At 43.7% G+C, this 19,693-nt stretch carries 33 protein-coding genes; 20 read left to right on the top strand and 13 right to left on the bottom strand.

The window, feature by feature from the left end; all coding sequences use genetic code 11:
* Window positions 1-18: 18 nt before the first annotated feature.
* Together P8X24_RS04955 and P8X24_RS04960 are read left to right on the top strand one after the other, a co-directional pair.
* Window positions 19-561, top strand: a complete 543-nt coding sequence (locus P8X24_RS04955; protein ID WP_372914588.1) for a DUF234 domain-containing protein — start codon at window positions 19-21, stop codon at window positions 559-561.
* Window positions 562-600: 39 nt separating this feature from the next.
* Complete coding sequence (locus tag P8X24_RS04960) at window positions 601-1,929, top strand: ATP-binding protein (protein WP_372914353.1); 1,329 nt, start codon at window positions 601-603, stop codon at window positions 1,927-1,929.
* Here P8X24_RS04960 and P8X24_RS04965 read toward each other — a convergent pair.
* Window positions 1,922-2,929, bottom strand: coding sequence for a deoxyhypusine synthase (locus tag P8X24_RS04965; protein ID WP_372914354.1), 1,008 nt, complete (start codon window positions 2,927-2,929; stop codon window positions 1,922-1,924). The two genes, P8X24_RS04960 and P8X24_RS04965, sit on opposite strands and share 8 nt — an antisense overlap.
* 390 nt (window positions 2,930-3,319) lie before the next feature.
* Between P8X24_RS04965 and P8X24_RS04970 the strand changes: the two genes are divergently transcribed.
* The 5 genes from P8X24_RS04970 to P8X24_RS04990 all read left to right on the top strand — a co-directional run bounded on the left by P8X24_RS04970 (window position 3,320) and on the right by P8X24_RS04990 (window position 5,362).
* Window positions 3,320-3,532 carry a UPF0175 family protein gene (locus P8X24_RS04970; protein ID WP_372914355.1) on the top strand — a complete coding sequence of 71 codons (213 nt, stop codon included), beginning with the start codon at window positions 3,320-3,322 and terminating at the stop codon, window positions 3,530-3,532.
* Window positions 3,529-3,651 carry a hypothetical protein gene (locus P8X24_RS04975; RefSeq protein ID WP_372914356.1) on the top strand — a complete coding sequence of 41 codons (123 nt, stop codon included), beginning with the start codon at window positions 3,529-3,531 and terminating at the stop codon, window positions 3,649-3,651. The genes P8X24_RS04970 and P8X24_RS04975 overlap by 4 nt, the downstream gene beginning before the upstream one ends.
* 145 nt (window positions 3,652-3,796) lie before the next feature.
* Window positions 3,797-4,438, top strand: coding sequence for a type IV toxin-antitoxin system AbiEi family antitoxin domain-containing protein (locus P8X24_RS04980; protein WP_372914357.1), 642 nt, complete (start codon window positions 3,797-3,799; stop codon window positions 4,436-4,438).
* Window positions 4,416-4,934 (top strand): nucleotidyl transferase AbiEii/AbiGii toxin family protein, encoded by a 519-nt coding sequence (locus tag P8X24_RS04985; protein WP_372914358.1) that lies wholly within the window; start codon window positions 4,416-4,418, stop codon window positions 4,932-4,934. The genes P8X24_RS04980 and P8X24_RS04985 overlap by 23 nt, the downstream gene beginning before the upstream one ends.
* Window positions 4,935-5,014: 80 nt before the next feature.
* Complete coding sequence (locus P8X24_RS04990; RefSeq protein WP_372914589.1) at window positions 5,015-5,362, top strand: nucleotidyl transferase AbiEii/AbiGii toxin family protein; 348 nt, start codon at window positions 5,015-5,017, stop codon at window positions 5,360-5,362.
* Between the two features lie 118 nt (window positions 5,363-5,480).
* On the opposite strand, the gene P8X24_RS04995 is transcribed toward P8X24_RS04990, so the two are convergent.
* Window positions 5,481-5,687, bottom strand: coding sequence for a hypothetical protein (locus tag P8X24_RS04995; RefSeq protein ID WP_372839186.1), 207 nt, complete (start codon window positions 5,685-5,687; stop codon window positions 5,481-5,483).
* Window positions 5,688-5,983: 296 nt separating this feature from the next.
* Between P8X24_RS04995 and P8X24_RS05000 the strand changes: the two genes are divergently transcribed.
* Genes P8X24_RS05000 through P8X24_RS05010 form a run of 3 tightly spaced genes read left to right on the top strand, consistent with a single transcriptional unit; the run spans window position 5,984 to window position 6,637 of the window.
* Window positions 5,984-6,184 carry an antitoxin AF2212-like protein gene (locus P8X24_RS05000; protein WP_372914590.1) on the top strand — a complete coding sequence of 67 codons (201 nt, stop codon included), beginning with the start codon at window positions 5,984-5,986 and terminating at the stop codon, window positions 6,182-6,184.
* Complete coding sequence (locus P8X24_RS05005) at window positions 6,171-6,353, top strand: PIN domain-containing protein (protein ID WP_372914359.1); 183 nt, start codon at window positions 6,171-6,173, stop codon at window positions 6,351-6,353. The genes P8X24_RS05000 and P8X24_RS05005 overlap by 14 nt, the downstream gene beginning before the upstream one ends.
* A complete protein-coding gene (locus P8X24_RS05010; RefSeq protein ID WP_372914360.1) occupies window positions 6,350-6,637 on the top strand; it encodes a PIN domain-containing protein in 288 nt (95 codons plus the stop codon). The genes P8X24_RS05005 and P8X24_RS05010 overlap by 4 nt, the downstream gene beginning before the upstream one ends.
* Window positions 6,638-6,859: 222 nt before the next feature.
* Here the strand turns inward: P8X24_RS05010 and P8X24_RS05015 are convergent, their stop codons facing one another.
* The 3 genes from P8X24_RS05015 to P8X24_RS05025 all read right to left on the bottom strand — a co-directional run bounded on the left by P8X24_RS05015 (window position 6,860) and on the right by P8X24_RS05025 (window position 8,404).
* Window positions 6,860-7,327, bottom strand: a complete 468-nt coding sequence (locus P8X24_RS05015; RefSeq protein ID WP_068320879.1) for a DUF3368 domain-containing protein — start codon at window positions 7,325-7,327, stop codon at window positions 6,860-6,862.
* The gene (locus P8X24_RS05020; protein ID WP_372818037.1) at window positions 7,311-7,583 is read right to left on the bottom strand and encodes a hypothetical protein; all 273 of its coding nucleotides are present in this window, start codon (window positions 7,581-7,583) and stop codon (window positions 7,311-7,313) included. Before P8X24_RS05020 ends, P8X24_RS05015 begins: the two co-directional genes overlap by 17 nt.
* 83 nt (window positions 7,584-7,666) lie before the next feature.
* Complete coding sequence (locus tag P8X24_RS05025) at window positions 7,667-8,404, bottom strand: class I SAM-dependent methyltransferase (RefSeq protein ID WP_372914361.1); 738 nt, start codon at window positions 8,402-8,404, stop codon at window positions 7,667-7,669.
* A gap of 141 nt (window positions 8,405-8,545) precedes the next feature.
* Here P8X24_RS05025 and vapB point away from each other — a divergent pair, with 141 nt between their 5' ends.
* Entirely contained in the window at window positions 8,546-8,767 is a 222-nt protein-coding gene (gene vapB / locus P8X24_RS05030) for a type II toxin-antitoxin system VapB family antitoxin (protein WP_068320883.1), read from the top strand.
* Window positions 8,754-9,161 (top strand): type II toxin-antitoxin system VapC family toxin, encoded by a 408-nt coding sequence (locus tag P8X24_RS05035; protein WP_372914362.1) that lies wholly within the window; start codon window positions 8,754-8,756, stop codon window positions 9,159-9,161. The genes vapB and P8X24_RS05035 overlap by 14 nt, the downstream gene beginning before the upstream one ends.
* Here the strand turns inward: P8X24_RS05035 and P8X24_RS05040 are convergent.
* From P8X24_RS05040 to P8X24_RS05060, 5 genes are all read right to left on the bottom strand, one after another.
* Window positions 9,145-10,110, bottom strand: coding sequence for an aminotransferase class I/II-fold pyridoxal phosphate-dependent enzyme (locus P8X24_RS05040; protein WP_372914363.1), 966 nt, complete (start codon window positions 10,108-10,110; stop codon window positions 9,145-9,147). The genes P8X24_RS05035 and P8X24_RS05040 overlap by 17 nt on opposite strands.
* Complete coding sequence (locus P8X24_RS05045; protein ID WP_372914364.1) at window positions 10,095-11,084, bottom strand: AAA family ATPase; 990 nt, start codon at window positions 11,082-11,084, stop codon at window positions 10,095-10,097. Before P8X24_RS05045 ends, P8X24_RS05040 begins: the two co-directional genes overlap by 16 nt.
* 130 nt (window positions 11,085-11,214) lie before the next feature.
* Window positions 11,215-11,511: a PIN domain-containing protein gene (locus P8X24_RS05050; RefSeq protein WP_372914365.1), complete on the bottom strand. Its 297-nt coding sequence runs from the start codon at window positions 11,509-11,511 to the stop codon at window positions 11,215-11,217.
* A gap of 93 nt (window positions 11,512-11,604) precedes the next feature.
* Window positions 11,605-11,832: an AbrB/MazE/SpoVT family DNA-binding domain-containing protein gene (locus P8X24_RS05055; RefSeq protein WP_372914366.1), complete on the bottom strand. Its 228-nt coding sequence runs from the start codon at window positions 11,830-11,832 to the stop codon at window positions 11,605-11,607.
* Between the two features lie 397 nt (window positions 11,833-12,229).
* A complete protein-coding gene (locus P8X24_RS05060; protein ID WP_372914367.1) occupies window positions 12,230-12,703 on the bottom strand; it encodes a DUF6884 domain-containing protein in 474 nt (157 codons plus the stop codon).
* A 122-nt stretch (window positions 12,704-12,825) separates the two neighbouring features.
* Here P8X24_RS05060 and P8X24_RS05065 point away from each other — a divergent pair, with 122 nt between their 5' ends.
* Together P8X24_RS05065 and P8X24_RS05070 are read left to right on the top strand one after the other, a co-directional pair.
* Complete coding sequence (locus P8X24_RS05065) at window positions 12,826-13,638, top strand: N-glycosylase/DNA lyase (protein ID WP_372914591.1); 813 nt, start codon at window positions 12,826-12,828, stop codon at window positions 13,636-13,638.
* 1 nt (window position 13,639) lies between these two features.
* Window positions 13,640-13,984: a gamma-glutamylcyclotransferase family protein gene (locus P8X24_RS05070; RefSeq protein ID WP_372914368.1), complete on the top strand. Its 345-nt coding sequence runs from the start codon at window positions 13,640-13,642 to the stop codon at window positions 13,982-13,984.
* On the opposite strand, the gene P8X24_RS05075 is transcribed toward P8X24_RS05070, so the two are convergent.
* The 3 genes from P8X24_RS05075 to cbiB form a co-directional block, all read right to left on the bottom strand.
* Window positions 13,952-14,794: a hypothetical protein gene (locus tag P8X24_RS05075; RefSeq protein ID WP_372914369.1), complete on the bottom strand. Its 843-nt coding sequence runs from the start codon at window positions 14,792-14,794 to the stop codon at window positions 13,952-13,954. The genes P8X24_RS05070 and P8X24_RS05075 overlap by 33 nt on opposite strands.
* Window positions 14,795-14,910: 116 nt before the next feature.
* A complete protein-coding gene (locus P8X24_RS05080) occupies window positions 14,911-16,218 on the bottom strand; it encodes an ATP-binding protein (protein WP_372914370.1) in 1,308 nt (435 codons plus the stop codon).
* A gap of 24 nt (window positions 16,219-16,242) precedes the next feature.
* On the bottom strand, window positions 16,243-17,118 hold the full coding sequence (gene cbiB, locus P8X24_RS05085; protein ID WP_372914371.1) for an adenosylcobinamide-phosphate synthase CbiB: 876 nt from the start codon (window positions 17,116-17,118) through the stop codon (window positions 16,243-16,245).
* A gap of 96 nt (window positions 17,119-17,214) precedes the next feature.
* On the opposite strand from cbiB, the gene P8X24_RS05090 reads away from it, so the two are divergent.
* From P8X24_RS05090 to cobS, 6 genes are all read left to right on the top strand, one after another.
* Window positions 17,215-17,367 (top strand): hypothetical protein, encoded by a 153-nt coding sequence (locus tag P8X24_RS05090; RefSeq protein ID WP_372914372.1) that lies wholly within the window; start codon window positions 17,215-17,217, stop codon window positions 17,365-17,367.
* A 79-nt stretch (window positions 17,368-17,446) separates the two neighbouring features.
* Complete coding sequence (locus P8X24_RS05095) at window positions 17,447-17,824, top strand: PIN domain-containing protein (RefSeq protein ID WP_372914373.1); 378 nt, start codon at window positions 17,447-17,449, stop codon at window positions 17,822-17,824.
* 11 nt (window positions 17,825-17,835) lie between these two features.
* The gene (gene cobZ, locus P8X24_RS05100) at window positions 17,836-18,249 is read left to right on the top strand and encodes an alpha-ribazole phosphatase CobZ (RefSeq protein ID WP_372914374.1); all 414 of its coding nucleotides are present in this window, start codon (window positions 17,836-17,838) and stop codon (window positions 18,247-18,249) included.
* Window positions 18,250-18,286: 37 nt separating this feature from the next.
* Entirely contained in the window at window positions 18,287-18,523 is a 237-nt protein-coding gene (locus tag P8X24_RS05105; protein ID WP_372914375.1) for a UPF0175 family protein, read from the top strand.
* On the top strand, window positions 18,520-18,978 hold the full coding sequence (locus tag P8X24_RS05110; protein ID WP_372914376.1) for a DUF3368 domain-containing protein: 459 nt from the start codon (window positions 18,520-18,522) through the stop codon (window positions 18,976-18,978). The genes P8X24_RS05105 and P8X24_RS05110 overlap by 4 nt, the downstream gene beginning before the upstream one ends.
* A gap of 2 nt (window positions 18,979-18,980) precedes the next feature.
* Window positions 18,981-19,667, top strand: a complete 687-nt coding sequence (gene cobS, locus P8X24_RS05115) for an adenosylcobinamide-GDP ribazoletransferase (protein WP_372914377.1) — start codon at window positions 18,981-18,983, stop codon at window positions 19,665-19,667.
* The last annotated feature ends 26 nt before the right edge of the window (window positions 19,668-19,693 follow it).

Below are 19,693 nucleotides of genomic sequence, written 5' to 3' on the forward strand. Positions count from 1 at the left end.
CCCTACCTTGAGAACCTCATGAGGCTTGGCTTCGTGGAGAGGGAGCTCCCCGTGGGCAGGAAGGAGAAGAGGGGCCTCTACAGGATAGCAGATGCAATGCTCCTGACATGGTTCTCAATCGTCTACCCGAATAGGGGTGCTATTGAAGCCGGAATAATTTCCTGGGAGGACGTTGAAGATGATCTTCAGAGGGTTTTCTCACTCCGGTTTGAGGAAGTTGCCAAGGAGTTCATTGTTAAGCTAAACAGGGCCAAAAAACTGCCCTTCAAGTTTACTAAGATTGGAAGGTGGTGGCACAAAAGTGAGGAGATCGATATAGTTGCATTAAAGGAGAGGGAGAAGAAGGCTCTGTTCATTGGGGTCAAGTGGAAGGATCTAACCAGAAAGGAAGCGAAAGGGATATTAAAAGATCTAGAGAGGAAGAGCAAACTCATAGGAGTGGAGGGATGGGAGAAGTTTTACGGTTTAGTTGCCAAGAGAATAAGAGGAAAGGGAGAATTAAGGGAGGAGAGGTGGCTAGTGTGGGACTTAGATGACTTTAAGAAGACCATTTTAAATTAACGGAAAGCTATTTATAATTTTTCGACTCACGATTATATTATGAAGAGTCGAAAATTCGTCAATAGGGAGAACGAACTTGAAACGCTGAACAGGCTGTATGGAGAGGACGGTTTTAAGCTGATTCTGGTTACTGGAAGGAGGAGAATAGGGAAGAGTAGGCTAGTTCAGGAGTTCATAAAGGATAAAGACGCTATCGCAGTCCAATTTGAGAAAAGAGTTTGGAAGTACAACCTTAGAAAATTTAACGTCGCGATAAGCGAATACTTCAACATCCCAACCCCAAACTTTTCCACATTCTACGACGCTTTTAAGTTCATAGCATCCCAAACTAAGAAAAGGCTAATAGTATTCTTGGATGAGTTCTCTTATCTCCTTAGGTATTCAGACATCGAAGCAGAATTCCAGAGCATAGTTGACGAGGTGTTGCAGAACTCAAATTTAATGCTAATACTTTCAGCTTCCTCTGTTAGGAGAAGTTTCTTCGAGTATTCCGCTCCACTCTACGGCAGGAGCGACGCGGTTATTAACCTTCAACCTTTAAGATTCAGGCATATATTCGAGTGGTTTCCTGGGATAAGCCCCGAAGATGCGGTCAAAATATACTCGGTGACTTCAGGAATACCTCGCTACCTGGAGTTCTTTAGGGGAAACAAAGTAGAGAAAGAAATAATTGAAAACTTCTTCAATCCAAATTCTTTCCTGTTTAGAGAGGCAAAAGAGCTTTTAGAGGAGGAATTGAGGGAGCCTGAAACCTATTACACGATACTTGAGGCGGTCGCAAAGGGGAAAACTAGGGTCAATGAAATCGCCCAGTACTCCTTTATTGAGCCAAAGAACACCGCGAGGTACCTTAGGATACTTGAGGACATTGGAATACTGAAGAGGGAATTCCCAGTATGCAGGAAGGCGAAGAGGGGAATATACAGGTTCAAGGATCTTTACTTCGCCTTCTGGTTCCGGTTCGTCGCTCCCCATTTTGAGGAAATAGAGAGTGGGTTCAATGAAGGTGCGATCGAGGACTTTAAGGCTGAGTTTAATGATTACCTGGGCTTTGCGTTTGAAGAGATAGCGAGGCAGGTTTTGATAGACCTAAGCAGGGAAGGAAAGTTGCCCTTCCGCATAACGAAGATTGGTAGGTGGTGGCATAAGGGGGAGGAGATAGATATAGTTGCCCTAAACGAAAGGGAGAGGAAAGTCCTCTTTGTAGAGGTGAAGTGGAAGGACTTAAGCGGGAAAGAAGCAGAGAGAATCCTAAAGGACCTAAAGAGGAAGTCCGAGCTATTAAAGCTTGAGGGCTGGGAGAAGCACTACGGAATAATGGCGAGGAGGATAGAGGAAAAGGTTGGACTTGCATTATCAATCATTTAAAGACCTTCCAAACCAAAAGGGGGAACACTAAGGTTGCATCGGCCCATATCTCCACGTAATCGGCCTTAGCCTTTATCTTCCCCCAGCTTACACCCTCGCTCGGCGGCGCACCGCTTAAAGACCCGTCCCATGGGACGGCAGTGGTTATGTATATTGCATAGTCAGTCCCGCCCCTGAAGAGGTTCGCGTTTATTATCGCGTGCTTCGGGAGGGAGCCGCCTAAAATTATCGACGCTGTCTCCTTGGCCGTAACGGCTAAGTTGTTGAGCTTTACGATGTCGTTGGCTATGTCTATTATCAACTCCCTATCACCGCGCTCCTCCTTGAAGAAGTAGAGCATGTCCCCTATAGATCCATCTGTAATCGCCGGGCAGAAGATTGGAATGTTCCGCTTGTAGGCCCAGTAAATTACGCTCTTCTCCTTTTCCTTACCTAGCTTTTCGTCCATGTATCTTCCGAGCTCGTAGATGAACTCGCTGGCCGTTAAAGGCCTTCCAGCTTCTTTCTCCATCTCGAGAATGCGCTCAAAGAAGGGGATCATGTACTTCTCGAACTCTATATAGCGGTCGTTGGGGACGAAAATGTTACCAATCCTGTTTATGCCCTTCTCTCTCAAGAGGGAATCGTCAACGTGCCAATCACCTAAGATGAAGGGCTTAAGGGCCTTTATGAAGTCCTCCTCAACCCCTCCAGCTGTTGTCACGATAACGTCAACCTTACCCTCCTTCACGAGCCACGCAATTATCTCGCGCAAGCCAGATGATATTATGTTCGACGTGTAGCCCAGGAAAACCCTAACCTCCTCTCCTCTGGCGCGCTTCTCCTCGACCTTCCTCCATATCTCTATCGCCTTCCCAAGGTGAGTTGCCTGAAAGCCTATCCTCTCGTAATAGTCGAGGACTTCCTCCAAACTATCGGTGTCGTCAAGCCAGGGACCCTCGATTGGAGTTCCCTCTATTTCCTCGCTCTTCTTCAGGACTATCTCCTTGGGCTTGGGCATAGGGGTTGGTATTCCTGGGCGTATTTAATAATTACTTTTTATTTAAACATTGATTTGTTTGGTATTTAGGTAGGGAGAGAGGATGAGCGAAATCTTAGTATTTATTCCCCAAGACTTGGCCATAATCCTTAGGCTGTTCTCTAGTAATATTTAAATATACTCTTGTTTTTGTACAGGTAGTTGGGTGTGTGGGTTAAGCCCGGTGATGACGCACTGCGTCGGAGGGTTTCCCGAAGACAGACAATCTCTGGGGCCGTTTCCGTTCGGCCCGGAGGTTGATGAACCACCAGTGGAGGGGTCGGTGACCCCGGTGATGCTGGTGGTTGAGATCAACCTCCCGCACCACAGGGATGCGTTTGTAATTATCAGTCGCTGCCTGCAACAAAATAGGTGCGGAAGGAAACGGAACTCCCAAAACTGGTGAAGGTATACCTAACGATTGAACTTTACCGTGAGGGAATAGTTAGCCTTGGAAAAGCAGCCGAAATAGCTGGAGTTAGTAAATGGGAAATGATGGAGATTCTGGCTTCAAAAGGCATACCTCTCCAGTATAGTGAGGAGGATCTAAGAGAAGATGTGAAAACCTTGGAGAGATTACTATGATGGTAGAATTAATGTCTCTGACAGTCCTAGCCAAGATTGGAAAGTTAAAAGTCCTAAAGGAACTTTTTGGTGAGATAATAATTCCAAAGACCATTTGGTATGTATTTCTCAGAATTTAAGTCTAAACTCAGCTGATCAAAATTCTCCAGTAGTTTTAAGATGTGATGTTCCCGTGTTCACTTAATTTAAACACTATATAGTAATGAACCCGTGTTTTGTTAAACAATCAATAATTTTTTATATGGTTGTTTAACAACTTGAAACATGAGACAACTTGCAATTAGGTATGTAGTCTCAAGATTTGGAGGAAATGCTATTACAAAAGAGGAGCTGAAAGATATTAGTAAGAGGTTTGGCATTGATATTGACTATTTTGTCAACTACATGCTATCTCAAGGCTACATAATCAGAATCTTAAGGGGCGTGTACTATGTTAGAACTATTGAAGAAATCGGGTTAAAACTGGCTCCTAACGTGTTTAGAGCTATTGCCAAAGGCCTCAACAAGCTCAAGTTAAGGTGGTACTACGGGTTGTTCACTGCCCTGAGGCTAAATGGCATAACCCACGAATACTTCAACACAATATTTGTTCTCAATGATAAAGTAGTTCGATCAAAAACCGTTGAAATTCTTGGAGAAAACGTCAAATTCATAAAAATAAAACCTGATCTAGCCTCTTTTGGAATAATTAAAAGTGATGAGGTAAGGTTCTCAGATCTTGAAAAAACGATCTTGGACTTCGTATATCTCTCAAGGTACAACAAGAAACTCAAACCACGCGCAGAGGGAGTTTTAGTAGAATACAAAGACAAGATTAACTGGGTTATCTTGTGTAATTATTTACAAAAATATCCAAAAAGCGTACAAAGGGAGGTTTTAAAGTATGAACGAGAGGGAATTTGCTGAATTCATAGTCCAAAAAACTGGAATTAAAAAGAGAGACCTTATACGAAAGGATATAATCCTTCACTCAATCTTGAGAGAGTTGTACTCAAACGATCACTTTTCTGATAACTATCTCTTCAAAGGAGGGACATGCCTAATTAAATGTTATCTCGGCTACTACCGCTTTAGTGTTGATCTGGATTTCACAAGTAGAAATCCTCAAATGTGGCTGGAACTTTCAAGACGAAACCGGGAAAGGGAACTCAAAGCTGAAGCTATAAAACTTGCAGAGCTAATTGAGGGTATTGCCAACAAAAGGAGTCTAGAATTTAAAGCAGATTTGAGGGACAGGAATTATGTAGAATTTGGGGGAGGCTCAAGGATGATCACCTTTAAGCTGTATTATCCTGAAGAGGTGATGCGCGAAATGATAAAGATTCAAGTTAACTTCGTAGAAACGCTCCTTTTTGAGCCTAAAAAGTCAGTGCTAAATCCTTACTTTCAGAAGTCAAACTAAATGATTAGGAGAAAGTATATTTCTTTGAGTTCCTTGAAGATTATTCTGATGTCGTTGTTTCTGCATATGATCTCCGAGAAATCCTAACAGAGAAAGTCAGGGCACTTTTAACTCGAAAGAATTTGAAATTCAGGGACATCTACGACTTATATTATCTTGAAAAAGAAGCGGGTCTAAGGGTTGAAGATTATACTGAGGAGATAGCTCAAAAGCTTTTATTTGCACTGAAATTTGAAAGGTACTCCATTAACTTTCAAAAGACCATAGATTCATTGTCGTTCCTTGATACCACTTCAGCAAAAGATGAATTATTTTTGCTGAATGTTTCCTTTAATGTCGAAGATTTCAAAAAGTTTTTAGAAAGGTTACGCGACCACATTTTAAACAATTTAGGCAAAATCAGAAATGTAGAGCCAACAACCGCGTAGTAGATTTACAGAGATCAAACAACGAGAAGTGAGGCATTAAGGCAGTAAAGGGATCTATATAACAAGATCGAGAATGCCACGAAAGGTGGTAGAGACGCTCAAGTTTTTGGTTTAATCCTCACTCCTCAACCTCCTCCAAGAGCCTTTTGACGGCCTCTTTTTCTAATTTGGCCTCTTCCTCATCTAAAAATAAATACCCAGCTCCGAGGAGATCCAAGAGATGTGCCAGCTTTTCTGCATCAAGCTTGAGAAACTCAGCAGCTTTCTCGAACGTTATCTGATGGGAAACCAATAGGTTCAACACTTGATACACTTCTTTCTGCATATTTTTTCACCTGGGTTAATAAGATAAAAACTCGAAATTTGGTCAACAATCGTTTTAGGAGAAGGAGGAGGGAATAATATATGGGCGGAATTTTAACCGAGAGATGGTCACTTAACCATGACAGCCCAGAACCTCTTAGCGTTCTCCTTGAGCTTCCTTTCATAGTCAGAGTACACCTTCACTTCCCCAAAGACCTCCCCTCCCAGAAGTCTAATCTCCCTGGGAGTGTATATGTTGAGCTCATCGTTAACGAAGAACGCCCCAAAACCTTAAATCTCCCAATGATAGAATTCCTCATGGTGGGAGTTGTGCAAGTTATTGAGGCAATTTATGAGGATGGAGTGTTAAAGCCCCTGAAAAAGCTAAAGCTCAAAGAGCACTCAAAGGTCATCATCAAGATAATAGATGTTGAGAAAATCTTGGATTCCATGGTTATCGAGAAAGTTGAGGGCATAGATTATAAGAAGCTTAAGGAGGCTTATTATGAATCACTCTGAAGTCTTTGTAGATTCTTCTGTTCTGGTAGGATTAAACCTCGGTGATGAGAGAGCAAAGGCATTAGTGAAGTCGTTGATTGAAAGAGGGTTTACCTTAGTTATAAACCCAATCGTTTTCTCTGAAACAGTATACAAAGTTATGTTCACATTAGCCATTCGGGTGGATTGAAGGGTGTTTATGATCTCAAAAAGCACTTGGATAGATATGCCTGGGTTTATGGAAAAGTCAGAGAATCGATCGAGCAACTGATAAAGAATGGCCTCTTGAGGGTAGTTGAAATCAACTGGGAGATACTAAGGTTATCTGCAGAAATTGGGGAGAAATACGCTCTTTTAACCAACGATGCAATAATAGTTGCCACCTGCAAATATTACGGGATTAAGAGAATAGCTACCTTCGATGAAGACTTTAAGGAAGTCGATTTTCTTGAAGTTATCGCATCGCCGTTATAGCGGACACATCACCTTTGTTCAGCCTGCGGGCCCGGCCTAAAGTCACCTCTCCCCACCCAACCGGGCTCGGGGTTATCGGTTGAGAGGACGCCTAACAGCACCATCCTCCCAATAACGGGAGGACACGCAAAACCCATTCTAAGAAGGGTTTTCGCTGATTCAAGGCCCGCTAGGCAGTTTACTGTATCCCCACCCTGAAGGGCAAGGGTAATTAAGATTTTTTCAAGATTGCTCCCCAAGAATTTCAAAGAACAGTTCTTTTTTGATTCTAAAGCCAACTTTAGTTAGCTCTTTAAAAAGCTCTTTAGGTTCAAACTCGACTAAGCCAAGATCTTTTAGAAGCCTTAAGATACCCAGCGTTCCGATGACTTTAACATTTTCACCCCTAGCAACTTTTCTAGCTTTTAAATCGTCCAAAACTACCCAGCAATTATTTATCTTTGCCAGAACAATCGCTTCGATTTCTCCTCTGTGCAAGCCTGGGATATTCTCCGCATTTACTTCAAGAACTTTGATCTTTCCTGTCTTAACTAATTCCCTAATTTTCTTTGAAACTTCGTCATTCTTTACCATAACTTCTTCATAAACTGCCTTCGGGATAATAACATCGCTAAAGATTCCAAAAATTTTGTCTAGATATCCCAGCTTTCCTAAAGAGATTAGAGGCGATGTATTAAAGATTGCCTTCACTTCCCAGCTCCTCCAAGAGCCTTTTGACGGCCTCTTTTTCTAATTTGGCCTCTTCCTCATCTAAAAATGAGTATTCAACTCCAAGTAGATCTAAAAGAAATGCCAGCTTTTCCCTATCAAGCTTGAGAAGTTCAGCAGCTTTTTCAAATGTTATTTGGTGAGAAACGAGTAACCCCAACACCTTAAAAAACTTCTCCTTTTCCTCGTAAGTCTTAAAGAGAGGAAATTCCCAAACAACTTTCTCTATCTCCTGCATACCTCCCACTAAGACTAGGTAAATCAATCAGTAAATAAAAACATTTTGACTAAATAGCTATAAGCTCCTTCTCACTCAGTGAGTCACTTGACCATAACGGCCCAGAACCTCTTAGCGTTCTCCCTGAGCTTCCTTTCATAGTCAGAGTACACCTTCACTTCCCCAAAGACCTCCCCTCCCAGAAGTCTAATCTCCCTGGGAGTGTATATATTGAGCCCATCGTTAACGAAGAATGCCCTAACTTCACCGTTCGGCCTTAAAATCTGCACGAGTCTCTTGAACCTAACCTTCTGCACTCCAGGCAAAACCTCCCTCCAGTCCGTGATTATAAGCCTCTCCTTCCCATGAACCTCGTCCCACACGAAGGGGCCCAGATTCCTCACCACGAACCACTGGGGGAAGTCAGCTACGAACACTCCGCCCGGCCTTAGAGCTTCATGAACTTTTCTAAACAGTACCATTAGCTCCTCCTCGTTAAAATAGGTGATGCTCGAGAAGAGCATCGTTACAGCATCGAACTCTTCCCTGAAGTTAATCTCAAGGGCATTTCCTTGAATGAACTTGACCTTATCTGTTTTCCTGCGGGCAACTTCAAGCATCTCCTCGTGGAGGTCAATGCCGGTAACGTTGTAACCTCTATTAGCGAGTTCAACTGTTGGTATTCCCGTTCCACAGGCCAAATCCAAAACGTCTCGAACTTCCCTCTTAGCGTCTTTCCTGAAGATCTCCTCAAGGAAATCAACTTCCCTCGATATCTCCTGGGCCCTCCTCCTGTATATTGAGTCGTAATACTTAGCCAAGACCGTATAGAGCTCGTACATGTGCATGAATTAAACTTCATCTTTAAATATCTTTGGCCTTAAAATCTGCCCGAAACATTTTGCACTCCCGTAAAAAGGGACAGGTTGTGATACAAAAATGTTTATATATGTGTATTCAATTATGTATTCAGGTGTCGTATTATGGAAGTTGTTAGTTTTAGGATCCCAAAGAAGCTCAAGAAAAGCATGAAGGAAGTTGACATTAACTGGAGTGAGGAGATTAGGAAGTTTATTGAGGCCAAGGTCAGGGAGTACAAAAGGAGGAAAGCATTGGAGGAAATTGATGCAATGCTCTCAAACCTTCCAAAAGCCGAAAAAGGAACTGCAAAAAGATACGTGAGGGAGGATCGTGATAGTAATTGATGCATCTTCCCTTGCCAAGTACATACTAAGGGAGGAAAACTGGGAGAAAGTTAGAGGATACCTCCTAGATGAACCCTATTCCTTAACATTGGCCTTAGCTGAAATCTCAAATGCTATTTGGAAACATCACACCCTATACAAGAGGATTTCTAGAAAAGAAGTCGAAATAATATTTACCGCCTTGAAAAAGCTCAGGGAGGATGTGGTGATTTTTGAACCGTTCGAGAATTACCTTGGCATGGCAATGGACATATCAATGAGCGAGAGGATTCCTATTTATGATGCCCTCTATTTAGCCCAGGCGAAGAGATATGGAGTCCCCCTTTTAACAAGTGATGAAAGGCAATGGGATGTTGCACTCAAACTCGGGATTAAAGCTAGGTACGTTGAATAACATCTTTCAAAATCTTAAGGAGGATATCGTTCTCCTCGGGCCTCCTAACGGAGAACCTTACGAATTCTGGAAGGCCGAAGCTACTGCAGTCCCTAACTAAGATGCCCCTAGACTTAACCCTCTCGACGAATTCCCTAGCGTTTCCAACCCTCATTATGAAGAAGTTCGCGTCACTCCTAACTCCCAGTTCCCTCTCCAACCGAGATTTCTCCTTCCATATTAGGGGCATTGTCCTCTTCAGGTGCTCAAACCCATCCTCAAGCAGGAACTCAAGGAAGGCAACTCCCGTGGAGCCTATGCTCCAAGGCATCCTGACGCTCCTGAAGTACTCAGGGAAGCCAATAACGTAGCCCACCCTAATCCCAGGTAGCCCGTAGCTCTTTGTGAACGTCCTCAGCTTCACTATGCTCTCCCCTTCGGGGCTTTCTGGCCTTTTAACGAAGTCTATGAAGGCCTCATCTAGGATTAACAGAGAATTTGTATCTTCAACGGCATCAATTAAAGGCTTCAGCTCCCTACCCCTGTAGAATTTCCCATCCGGATTATTGGGGTTGCAGAAGAAAACCACTGAACCTTGAGTCACAAGCTTGGCAAGCTCCCCAGGATCGTTTGGCCCCTTAACTACCTCAGCCCCGAATATCCTCGAGACCCTCTCGTACTCTTCGTAAGTGTGCCTCGGAATTATCACGGTTTTACCCTTGAGGGCTGGGCCCAGGAGGTACAAAGCTTCGGTTATCCCGGCCGTTACCGTCACCTCCTCCCCAACGAGATCGCCAAGCTTCTCTTCAAGCTCGTCCCAGTAAGGGTACCTTCCGCTTATCTCCTTGGCCCTCTCGAACATCTCTTCTACCCACTCCGGAGGATAGGGGTTCACAGAGGCCGAGAAGTCTATCAGCCCCTCTTCTTTAGCCCCGCCGTGCTTGGCCTTGAAGTTTACCGGCTCGAGCATGCTACCCCTCCCCTGAATATCCTTTCAATCACCGGGTCAAAAATGTAGTACCTACATCCCTTCTTTTCAACGTAACCAGACTTTACGAGGTTCTCCAAGAGCTTTGAAAAGTTTGAATCGTTTATATAGCCGAGCTTAAGCGTTACATAATCCTTTATATCCCTCCACCGGGAGTATCCAAGGGCTATCGCCTTGAGCATAACCTTATAGCGGGGACTGTAAGAGAAGAGCCTCGAAAGTTCACTCTCAACTATAGCCTTGGCCTCCCTGAAGACTTCTTCTAAAGCCTTACCGTGATCTAGCCCTCTCGCTACCCTTAGGTAGCCATAGAGGGTCAGCCAGCCAACAACGCCATCAAAGGTGTTAACGGCATCTTCAAGCTCCTCCTCTTTAATCCTTATACCAGCCTCCCTGAACCCACTCTTCAAGAATTCAAGGCTTAAATCCTGGGAGAACCTGCTTAAAACCACGTCATGATGGTACCTCCCGAAGAGAGGAGCTCTCGGATCGTCAAACCTAAGGAAGTCAAAGAGCATTCCAACCTCAGAGCCGGTTAGGATAAAGGTCAGGTTCTCAAGGTTGTCAACCGCGTAGGCCAAAACACCATCGTAGCGGGTTGCTCCCCCAAATCTTAAGTACTGAGCCTCGTCGAACGTTATAATAAACCTTCCGTACTCGTTTAGTGCCTCAAACAACTCGACTATTGAGAAATCCTTTGCTATCTCAATCCTAACGCCAGAAACTGAGAGGCCTTTAACGTTCCTCTCCAATTCCTCTAGGAGCCTCTTCCTGCCACTTAGTGATGACAATAACATCCTGCCAATCACGTACCTATTCACGGAGGAGAACTCAGAGTAGGTTTCTCTAACGTCGACCTTTATTGATGGATACTCAATTTCATTAAGCACGACGTTCAGCAGTGAGCTCTTGCCGAGTCTCCTGGGGCCCAAGATTAAAATAAGCCTTTCTCCCATATCAACTGCCTCTATAACATCCTTCAGCTCATTTTCCTGTCAAATAGCTCTTCCCTTTTTGTTTTTGGATACGGGGAAAACAACAACTTGCACCCCTGCAAGTTAATATAGGTTTCGCAAGAGGTAAGATTTATGGAAGAACTTTAACCCCTCGTCTCTTGGCTAATTTTCTGAATTTCGAATCGAAGGTCACCAAAGCACCTTTTTCGATGGCATGAACTAATATTATCGCATCATTGAAGCGTGACAGGGAAAGATTCTCTTCAATTAAAATTCTGAGAGCATTTTCCACAACTTTTGGAGTATCATTAAGCCCTCTAAACCTCGGATCCCTAATGTAACCATTCAGAACTTCCCAAGTTTCAGTAACGGAAAACTCAGCGCCTTTGAAAAACCAAACAAATTCCTGAAGAACTATGCTTGGCACGTACCAAACATCGAGAGATTCTAAAATTTTTTTCTGCCTCTTTGTGGAACTCAGAATCTTCGAAGGTGTCATATATGAAAACATTGGTATCAATCACTCCGCGCATTCTTTCATGCCCTCCTCTATGATCCTTTCAATTTCCTCTGGGGGAAGTTTCTTTCCAAGTCTAAGCCTTTTTCTTCTTCTTTCGAATCTTCTAATGATTATCTTATCTCCTTCAAGGTACACTTCAAGGAGCTCTCCCTCTTTTATCCCGAGAGCCCTCCTGATCTCAGCAGGAATGGTTATCTGGTAATTTCTAGTAACTTTAGTGACGCCCATAGTACACCACACCTAACTAGTAGATATTGCAACCTACTATATTAAGGTTCCGACGTTCTAACTCTAACCGTTTGGTGAAAATTACCTTGCCATCAAGACCTCCATCCATACGCCCACTCCAAAATCCTGCTTTCCCGAGGTTGTCTATTACCTTCCACCTGCTTATTCCTTTTTAGCCTGAAGAGATAGCCTTTCTTGGCGAGGCTGTGGAGGATTTTTCTTTATCATAGATCGGCTTACCTCGGGAAAAATTGCCCTAACCTCTTCAATTGTTATGATGTCAGCTCTCCCTTGATAACCCTTATTATTTCCTGCTCAGCCCTAGTCAAGTAGTAATTTTTCATCATATAGTTACCATCATGGTAACTAACTTGATAAATTTTTCAGTAAAAGAAAATCAAGGACAAGAGACCAAAGGAACTCCCGACTTTATTGCATCACTTATTTTCTTCATCATTTTTCCAATGGCAAGACCAGTTATAGGACACTCGACTTTGTCTTCGCCAAATACCTTCTTCACCCAATTGCAGTAGCACCTACCACCGAGGACTATTACCTTGTCGTACTCGGACAATAGCAGTCCGGAGTAAGTTCTCTTCTCATGTATTTGGCGCTTGAGCTCACTTATTTTGATCAACGGATTTCTGTTACAGTAAGCATCGTAGTTTTCTATCTTTTCATGAGGTAACAGGAAGCCGTACTTGGCTGAAAGGATCACGTAATCATTTGGATGAAACTTTTGAGCGTATTTAATTGTCAACTTTGAGAGCGGGCCAATGTATGCACTCCTAGCCTCAACAAACCTCGGGGCGTTGGGATCGACGTCCCATATCTTCCTTCTCCCACAGGTGGCAACGCAGAGGCACCTCATGGGTGACCACCGTACAATACTCTATCCGTGAGTTTATAAATGTTGTGGTTATCAACTCAATGATGAACTCAATAAGCGATAGGTTTATAAACTCAATTATGAAATCAATAACGGTGAGAACTATGACCCCAGGGTTTGAGGCTAAGGCGGCCGAAGTTGGTAGGGTACTTTCAAAGCTCCCAGGGGAGTTCTGGGAGTGCCTTGTGCATGGTGAACCTGAGCTTATGTTCAAAGATCAGTACGAGAGGTATGGGTTCGGAAAGTTCGTTACCCTAATGACGATGCTCGCGCTCAACGATTACAGGCTTAAGGGTCCTGCTGAAAAGTATTACTGGCCTCCACTTCACGAGATAATCAGTAAAAACCCTGTCCCGGAGAACCCCGAAGACTTGATCCCAATACTAGAGCAATTTTACCTTAAAGAAATGGCAAAGACCGCGAAGATCAAAAGACTCCACAAGTTCCTTAAAAGCAGTCTAGCAAAGAAGCTTTGGAACTCAACGCCGGACTCCGTCGCCAGAAACTTCAAGCAGATATGGCACGAATTAGCAAAGACCATGAGCCAAAGGAGAGATGCTAAAACCATAGTGTTTGCGATGAAGGTTATTGGGGAGTGCCTAATACTGGCCGGAAGGAGAGACTTCGACTTTACCGGAATACCGATCCCCGTAGACAGCAGGGTGAAGAACATAACTCAGAAAATCCTGGGGAAGGAAGTTGATGAAAAAGATGTCAGGAAGTTCTGGGAGCTCGTGTTAAGGAACATCGAAGTTGAAGGAGTAACCATGATCCAGCTCGATAGCTTGGTGTGGCAGGTGGCGGGTCTTGAGTCATGTGAAGAGATAAGGAAGTATTTCCACGAAAAATGCAAAGTAAAGCCCTCCCAAGAGATAGATGAGGTCATCGAGTACTTTTGCAATTTAGTCGGTGAGTGACATGAGAATAGCGGTCTACGGAACACTACGAAAGGGAATGCCTCTCCATGGGTACCTAACGGGGGCCAAGTTCCTAGGTGAAGACTGGATAGAGGGATTTGAGCTCTACTTTAAATACCTTCCAAAGGCAGTTCGAGGAAAGGGAAGGATAAAAGTTGAAGTGTACGAGGTTAACGAAGAGACCTTTAGGGCTATTAACGAGATGGAGATAGAGAGTGGATATAAACCGATCGAGATAAACACGAAATTTGGAAAGGCCGTGCTGTGGGAGTGGCCCAGCAAAGTCGATGGAGCAAAAGTAGAGAGCGGAGATTTAGTAGAGTACTTCAAGAATGTTCGAAACTAGATCATTGAGAGCCTTTATCACCTCCCCTACGTTCCTCCCAATTCCTCTAGCCTCAATCATGCCCTCGACGTAGAACGTTACCTTTTCAATTGCCCTCTCTCTATTTTCTCCCTTATTAACAAGCTCTAAGTACTTTTCAACTCCCTTCCCCAGGATACCCATAATCTCCATGATCTCCTCCTCATTGGGCACGCTCGGCTTCTCCCTCCAAGGCAATAAATCGCTGACCAAAATTTCCTCTTGGGCAACCTTCCAGAGCAGAGCATCCGTAAAATCAAACTTTGGGATTTCCATCCCAACTTCTCTCCGGACATGATCCCAAAGCTTTGAGAAGTCGTGAAGAATTCTCTCGTGAACGTTCCTTAATTTCTCGAGGATTCCTGGGGTTAGTCGGATAACATGCTCCAGCTCCCCAATTTCATAGCCAAGGGCCTTTGCACCAACTACGAACTTCTTGTTATATATTGGATACTTGTTAGGGTCAACGGAAAACAGTATCTCGGAAACTGCTCCAGATCCAAACCCAGGGATTTTCACCTTGAGCCTCTCCGATATTGGAACGCTTTCGTCTATTAACAAGGCGAAAGCTTTGGCCAGCTCTTCGAGGGCCATGTACTTTAAGACTCTCGCATCAACGTACCACCCAATGTCACTGTAGGTAAACCTCAGGGCCCAGATTTCACTTGCCAGTTTAATCAGACCTTCCCTCGTCGGCCCTGATATGAACTCATTGAGTGCCGCGATTATGTTTTCCCTGTGTTGCTTCCTCGTCTCCCAGAACTTTTTTTCAAGCAATGTTTCAACCCCCATATCTCTCCCCTTCCTTATATTCACTTCTAGAGTTTTTAACAGTTTCTTATATTGAGTTTGTATTTCAACTCAAACTTACACGAAACTTGTAGTCCCGAAATCTTACTCTAGAGAGACTATACATCAAAGCATGCAAGAAAGACATAAGCAGGAATCATTAGAGGATCCCGTGAAAATCCTTCTTTGGATAGCGTGATAACCTCCCGTATCTTCCCAACATGAGCTTTTGAAGCCCCAGGATTTTTCCTCCACTTAACCTCAAAGCCAACTCCTTCCCTAGTTACTATGTCAATTTCACTGCTATTCCTCCAATAGCCAACCTCGTACCTCCTAGCAAGGTGAGAGGCAACGACACCCTCAACTATCTTATCAATCCCAGGCTCCTCGACAAGGCACCACTTTGAGAAGAGGTGATACAAAAAGGGATCAGTCAGATGAACCTTCTTCTCCTTTTTATAGTTCGGCTCGAGCGTGTTTGGGTCAAGATACGGCAAAACTTTCACAATAAAAGCCTTCTCAAGGAACTCTATGTATCTAAAAACGGTCTTATGAGAACCAACGTCAATTTCTTTTGCCAACGTATTCCAGCCAAGAGGAGATGGAGCCTTCTCAAGTATCGCCTTTATAATCCTCTTAACTACCCACTCGCTCTTTCCAAGCCTCAAGATATCTCCCCTAACCCACGCCAAATACGTTTCGTAGGTTTCTTCGCTGACCCTGCCAGACTTGAGAACATCCTTGACAGCCCTAGGAAACCCACCACTCTTCAAGTAAAGGGAGAAAAGTATTCGAAGCTCATTAGTCCAAGGTTTAGCATCGATGCACTCATCCGCCTCAAAGGGATCGCTAACCCGCGGGATGTTCTTGTAGACTTCAGGAGATGCTACGCGAACGAATTCCCTAAAGCTCAAAGGATACATAATAATATCCCTTCCTTTCCCCCTTCTCCCAGGGAAAGTCTCAACTTCTCCCTTCAGGTACATGCTAACGGATCCAGTCAAAACCAGGACATCGTTTCTAAACTTGCCCATGTCTACGTACAGCTTTATCGCTCTAAACCACTCCCTTGGGAACGTTATCTCATCCAAGAATATGTAAGAGCTTTCAATACCTTCAACTTCTCTCATCTCAAAATATTCATCCAAGACATTAATTAACTCCTTATAATCCTCAATATAGTCACACCTCAGGTAGAATACCGCCATTGGGTCAACTTCTTCGTCAAGAAGCTTTTTTATCAGGAGTTTTAGGAGAGTGGTTTTGCCAACTTGTCTGGGCCCAAACAGGAAATTCAGGGAGAAAGAGTCAAGAGAAATCTCACTAATTTCTTTGGGTATCCATTTAATCTCACTCTCCTTCCACTTTCGGTAGTCTTCATCATCCTCGAACCTTCCCCTCCACCATGGATTGAAGTGTTCAATCATGTTGGTAATTGCACTACCAAGACTTTAAAAATATTTTGGTAATCCAACTACCAACTCTTTTAAAAGCAGGACAAAGAGTAGCCACTCAACCACAACTAACCAGTAAACCCTCAGGGCCCTCTTCACGTCTTCAAGCTGGGGCTCCCTCCCAGGGAACCTGTAATAGCTAGGCTTTTCAAGCCACACCCCAAGGATAGCCGACATCGCGGCTATCGGCTTGTCCGAGTTTATCTTATACTTGGCGAGCTTATAGTGCCTTATAACCTTCCTGGGGCCAAAGGGAAGGAAGAGCAGAACTGTAATCCTCGCAGGGATGAAGTTCAAGGCATCGTCAAGCCTCGCAGAGAATTTACCGAAGTACTCGTACCTCTCGTTCCTATAACCAATCATCGCATCTAAAGTGTTCACCGCCCTGTAGATTAGGGCCCCAGGAAGGCCAAACAGGAGGTAGTAGAACAGGGGGGCAACTACGGAATCGTTCAAGTTCTCTGCAAGGCTTTCGATTGAGGCCGAGATTAAGTGGGGCCTATCAAGTGATTTAACATTTCTACTCACGATCATGGATACTGCCCTTCTCATCTCCTCTACATCCTCGGTAATCGTCCTTGCCACGTGCTCATAGAGGCTTCTTATGGCGAATGAGGACTTAAGGAGGTAAGTCGCTAGGAAGTAGTTCAGGGGGGACGGAAGATGCCCAGGAAGGAGCGAAAGAGCAAAGGCAAAAGCGATAACGGCTAACGCAACTAAACATCCAGCGAGGAAGTCAAGGGCAGGACTTCTACGCTTCCATCTTCTGTCAAGTGCACTAATTAAGTGACCAAACCACACGACCGGGTGAAGTTTGGTGGGAGGCTCCCCCAAGAGCAGATCCCAGAGTAGCGCGAAGATTAAAATGTCCATGATGGAAAAATGGGCACCATTTATTAAAATTGCAGTTAAGAGAGACAAAGCGTAAATATACATAACAAATTAAGAATAGTGCAGGGTGAAAATAAAATGGGAGAAATAGTCTTTAAGTTAACTATCCCAAATGAATGGGACGAAGACTTAAGAAAAGCCCTTGAGAGAAAGCTCATCGTTGATGTCATCGAGGAGTTAGAAAAGCCCATAGAAGAGGCAAGAAAGTTTGAAGAGATAATAAAAAGATAAAATAACTGACGAAGAAGAAGCAGAAAAGCTCAAAAAAGAGGTAGCAAGGGAAGTTGCAAAATATTATGGAGTGATTTAGATGGATGTTGCTTTAGATTATAATGTCGTATTCTCCGCTCTATATAACAAAGGAGTTTCGTATAGGTTATTCCTTGTTAACCATATTACACAAGCTGTTAGATTCTTTGTTCCCTCTTACTTCTGGCGGGAGCTTAAGAAGAAAGAGGAAGAAGAATATGATATCATTTTCAATATAATCAAGTCACAAATTATTGCCGTTCCGGATGAAATCGTGAGGCTGGGAGTAGAGGAAGCTAAAGCGATAACTCCCGACCCTGAAGGTATTCCTTATATAGCACTTAAAGTCCCCTTATTAACAGGAGATTTAAAACTAAAGAACGCCCTTAAAGACAAGATTGTCGTTTATTCTCCCCCTGAACTATTAAAGATACTCTAGGGGAATAAGCCATGAAAATGAATATGATCTTAAGGAAACTTGAGGAGAAAGGAATAACCATACAAGCAATCATAGACACTGCCCTAGAGCTCTACATAGGGGAAGACAAAGATAAAATCAAGGAAAAGCTACACTCCCTACTCCTCAGGTACCTTGAAGATATAAACGTTCAAGCCCTCCTGCTTTCCGCAATCCTCCTTGAGGAGAACTTCAAAGTTGAGGGGGATCCCGTTAATCTCATTGCGGACGAACTGATAGGGATAAACATAGCCGAGTACATCGGGGGAAAGTTCGCCCTCTTCAACTTCTTCTACTACGATACAAGAAAACCGGGTATATTAAAGGAGCTCCCACCGTTCCTCGACGATGCGATAGGAGGTTTAATAGCTGGGTGCATGACTAAGCTCTTTGAAGATAAAAGCTGATAAAATTACACGTCACAACAAAGATTAGGTGAACAATATGGAAATACCAGAGGACATTAAAGGACTGCTGGGACCCAAGCCTGAGAAAGAAATAATGTTGCTTGCCGCAATTGAACTATATAGGGAAGGAAAGCTTAGTCTAGGAAAAGCTGCTGAATTTGCTGGTCTCACTGTTAGGGAATTCCTATATGAATTAAGAAAGAGAAAGATCCCAATTAACTACACTGAAGAAGAGGCAGAAAAAGACGTAAAAACTGTCGAGGGTCTTGTATGATCGTTGTTTCCAATACAAGCCCGCTTATTGGACTATCAAATATAAGACATCTTGACATTTTGCGGAAACTCTTCGAGGAGATAATAATACCGCCCGCTGTAGCCGAAGAATTCGGAGAAAAACTCCCAAGCTGGGTTATTGTAAGACCAGTTTCAGACGAAAAATTCGTGAAAGTACTCTCTTACTCACTTGGAAAAGGAGAAGCAGAAGCCATTGCACTAGCCCTCGAGCTGAATGCTGATATTATCATTCTTGATGACTTAAAGGCCAGGAAGTTTGCAGAGGATCTTGGCCTCAATATCATTGGAACTGCAGGTGTGATATTATTGGCAAAAAAGAGAGGAATTATTAAACAGGTATTTCCTGTTCTAAAGGAACTGAGAGAGAAAGGATTCTGGATCTCTGATGCAATAATCAGGCGCATTATGAAGTCCGCTGGGGAAGAGGTTGAGTGACTATGCGAAACCTGACTCCATTCCTGACGAGGATTCCAATTAAAGGTGACTTTGAAAAGGCCAGGGAGGAAGTTTGGGCCTTTCCGCTCGTTGCCGTTATAACCTCCCTTCTGCCAACTCTAATCCTGTACCTCAAACTGCCGATGGGGAATTTGCTTGCGGTTTTGGCCCTCTACTTCACCATTGGCCTGCTTCACCTTGACGGCCTTGCGGATTGGGCCGACGGGATAATGGTCAAGGGAGACAGGGAGAGGAAGATAAAGGCAATGAAAGACGTAAATACAGGGATAGCCGGTATTTTCGCGGTAGTTGTTGTTTTGTTAGTTCAGGTGTACTCGCTTGAAAGGGCTCCCTTCTACTCCCTGTATTTGGGAGAGCTGAACTCGAAGTACGCGATGCTACTGGCCTTAGCGACAAAGAGGCCCCTGGGAAAGGGACTTGGAGCGTACTTCATGGAAGGTATGAACAGGAGAAGCATGGTAGTCGGAACGGCCCTATACATCATCCTTGTGATCCTCATTTTAGTGTCCTATCCCAGGGCCACAGTTTCACTTCTAGGCTTAGTTTTAGGAGCTTATGCAATACACATTTCCCTTAAGAACTTTGGAGGGCTTAACGGAGACTGCATAGGTGCAGTTGCCGAAATAACTAGGGCGGGAACGCTTTTAATTATGACAATTGTCCAGTGAGGGATTTAAGGAAGTAGGAGAATAAA

The organism is Pyrococcus kukulkanii (genome assembly GCF_041647995.1).
GTDB lineage: Archaea > Methanobacteriota_B > Thermococci > Thermococcales > Thermococcaceae > Pyrococcus.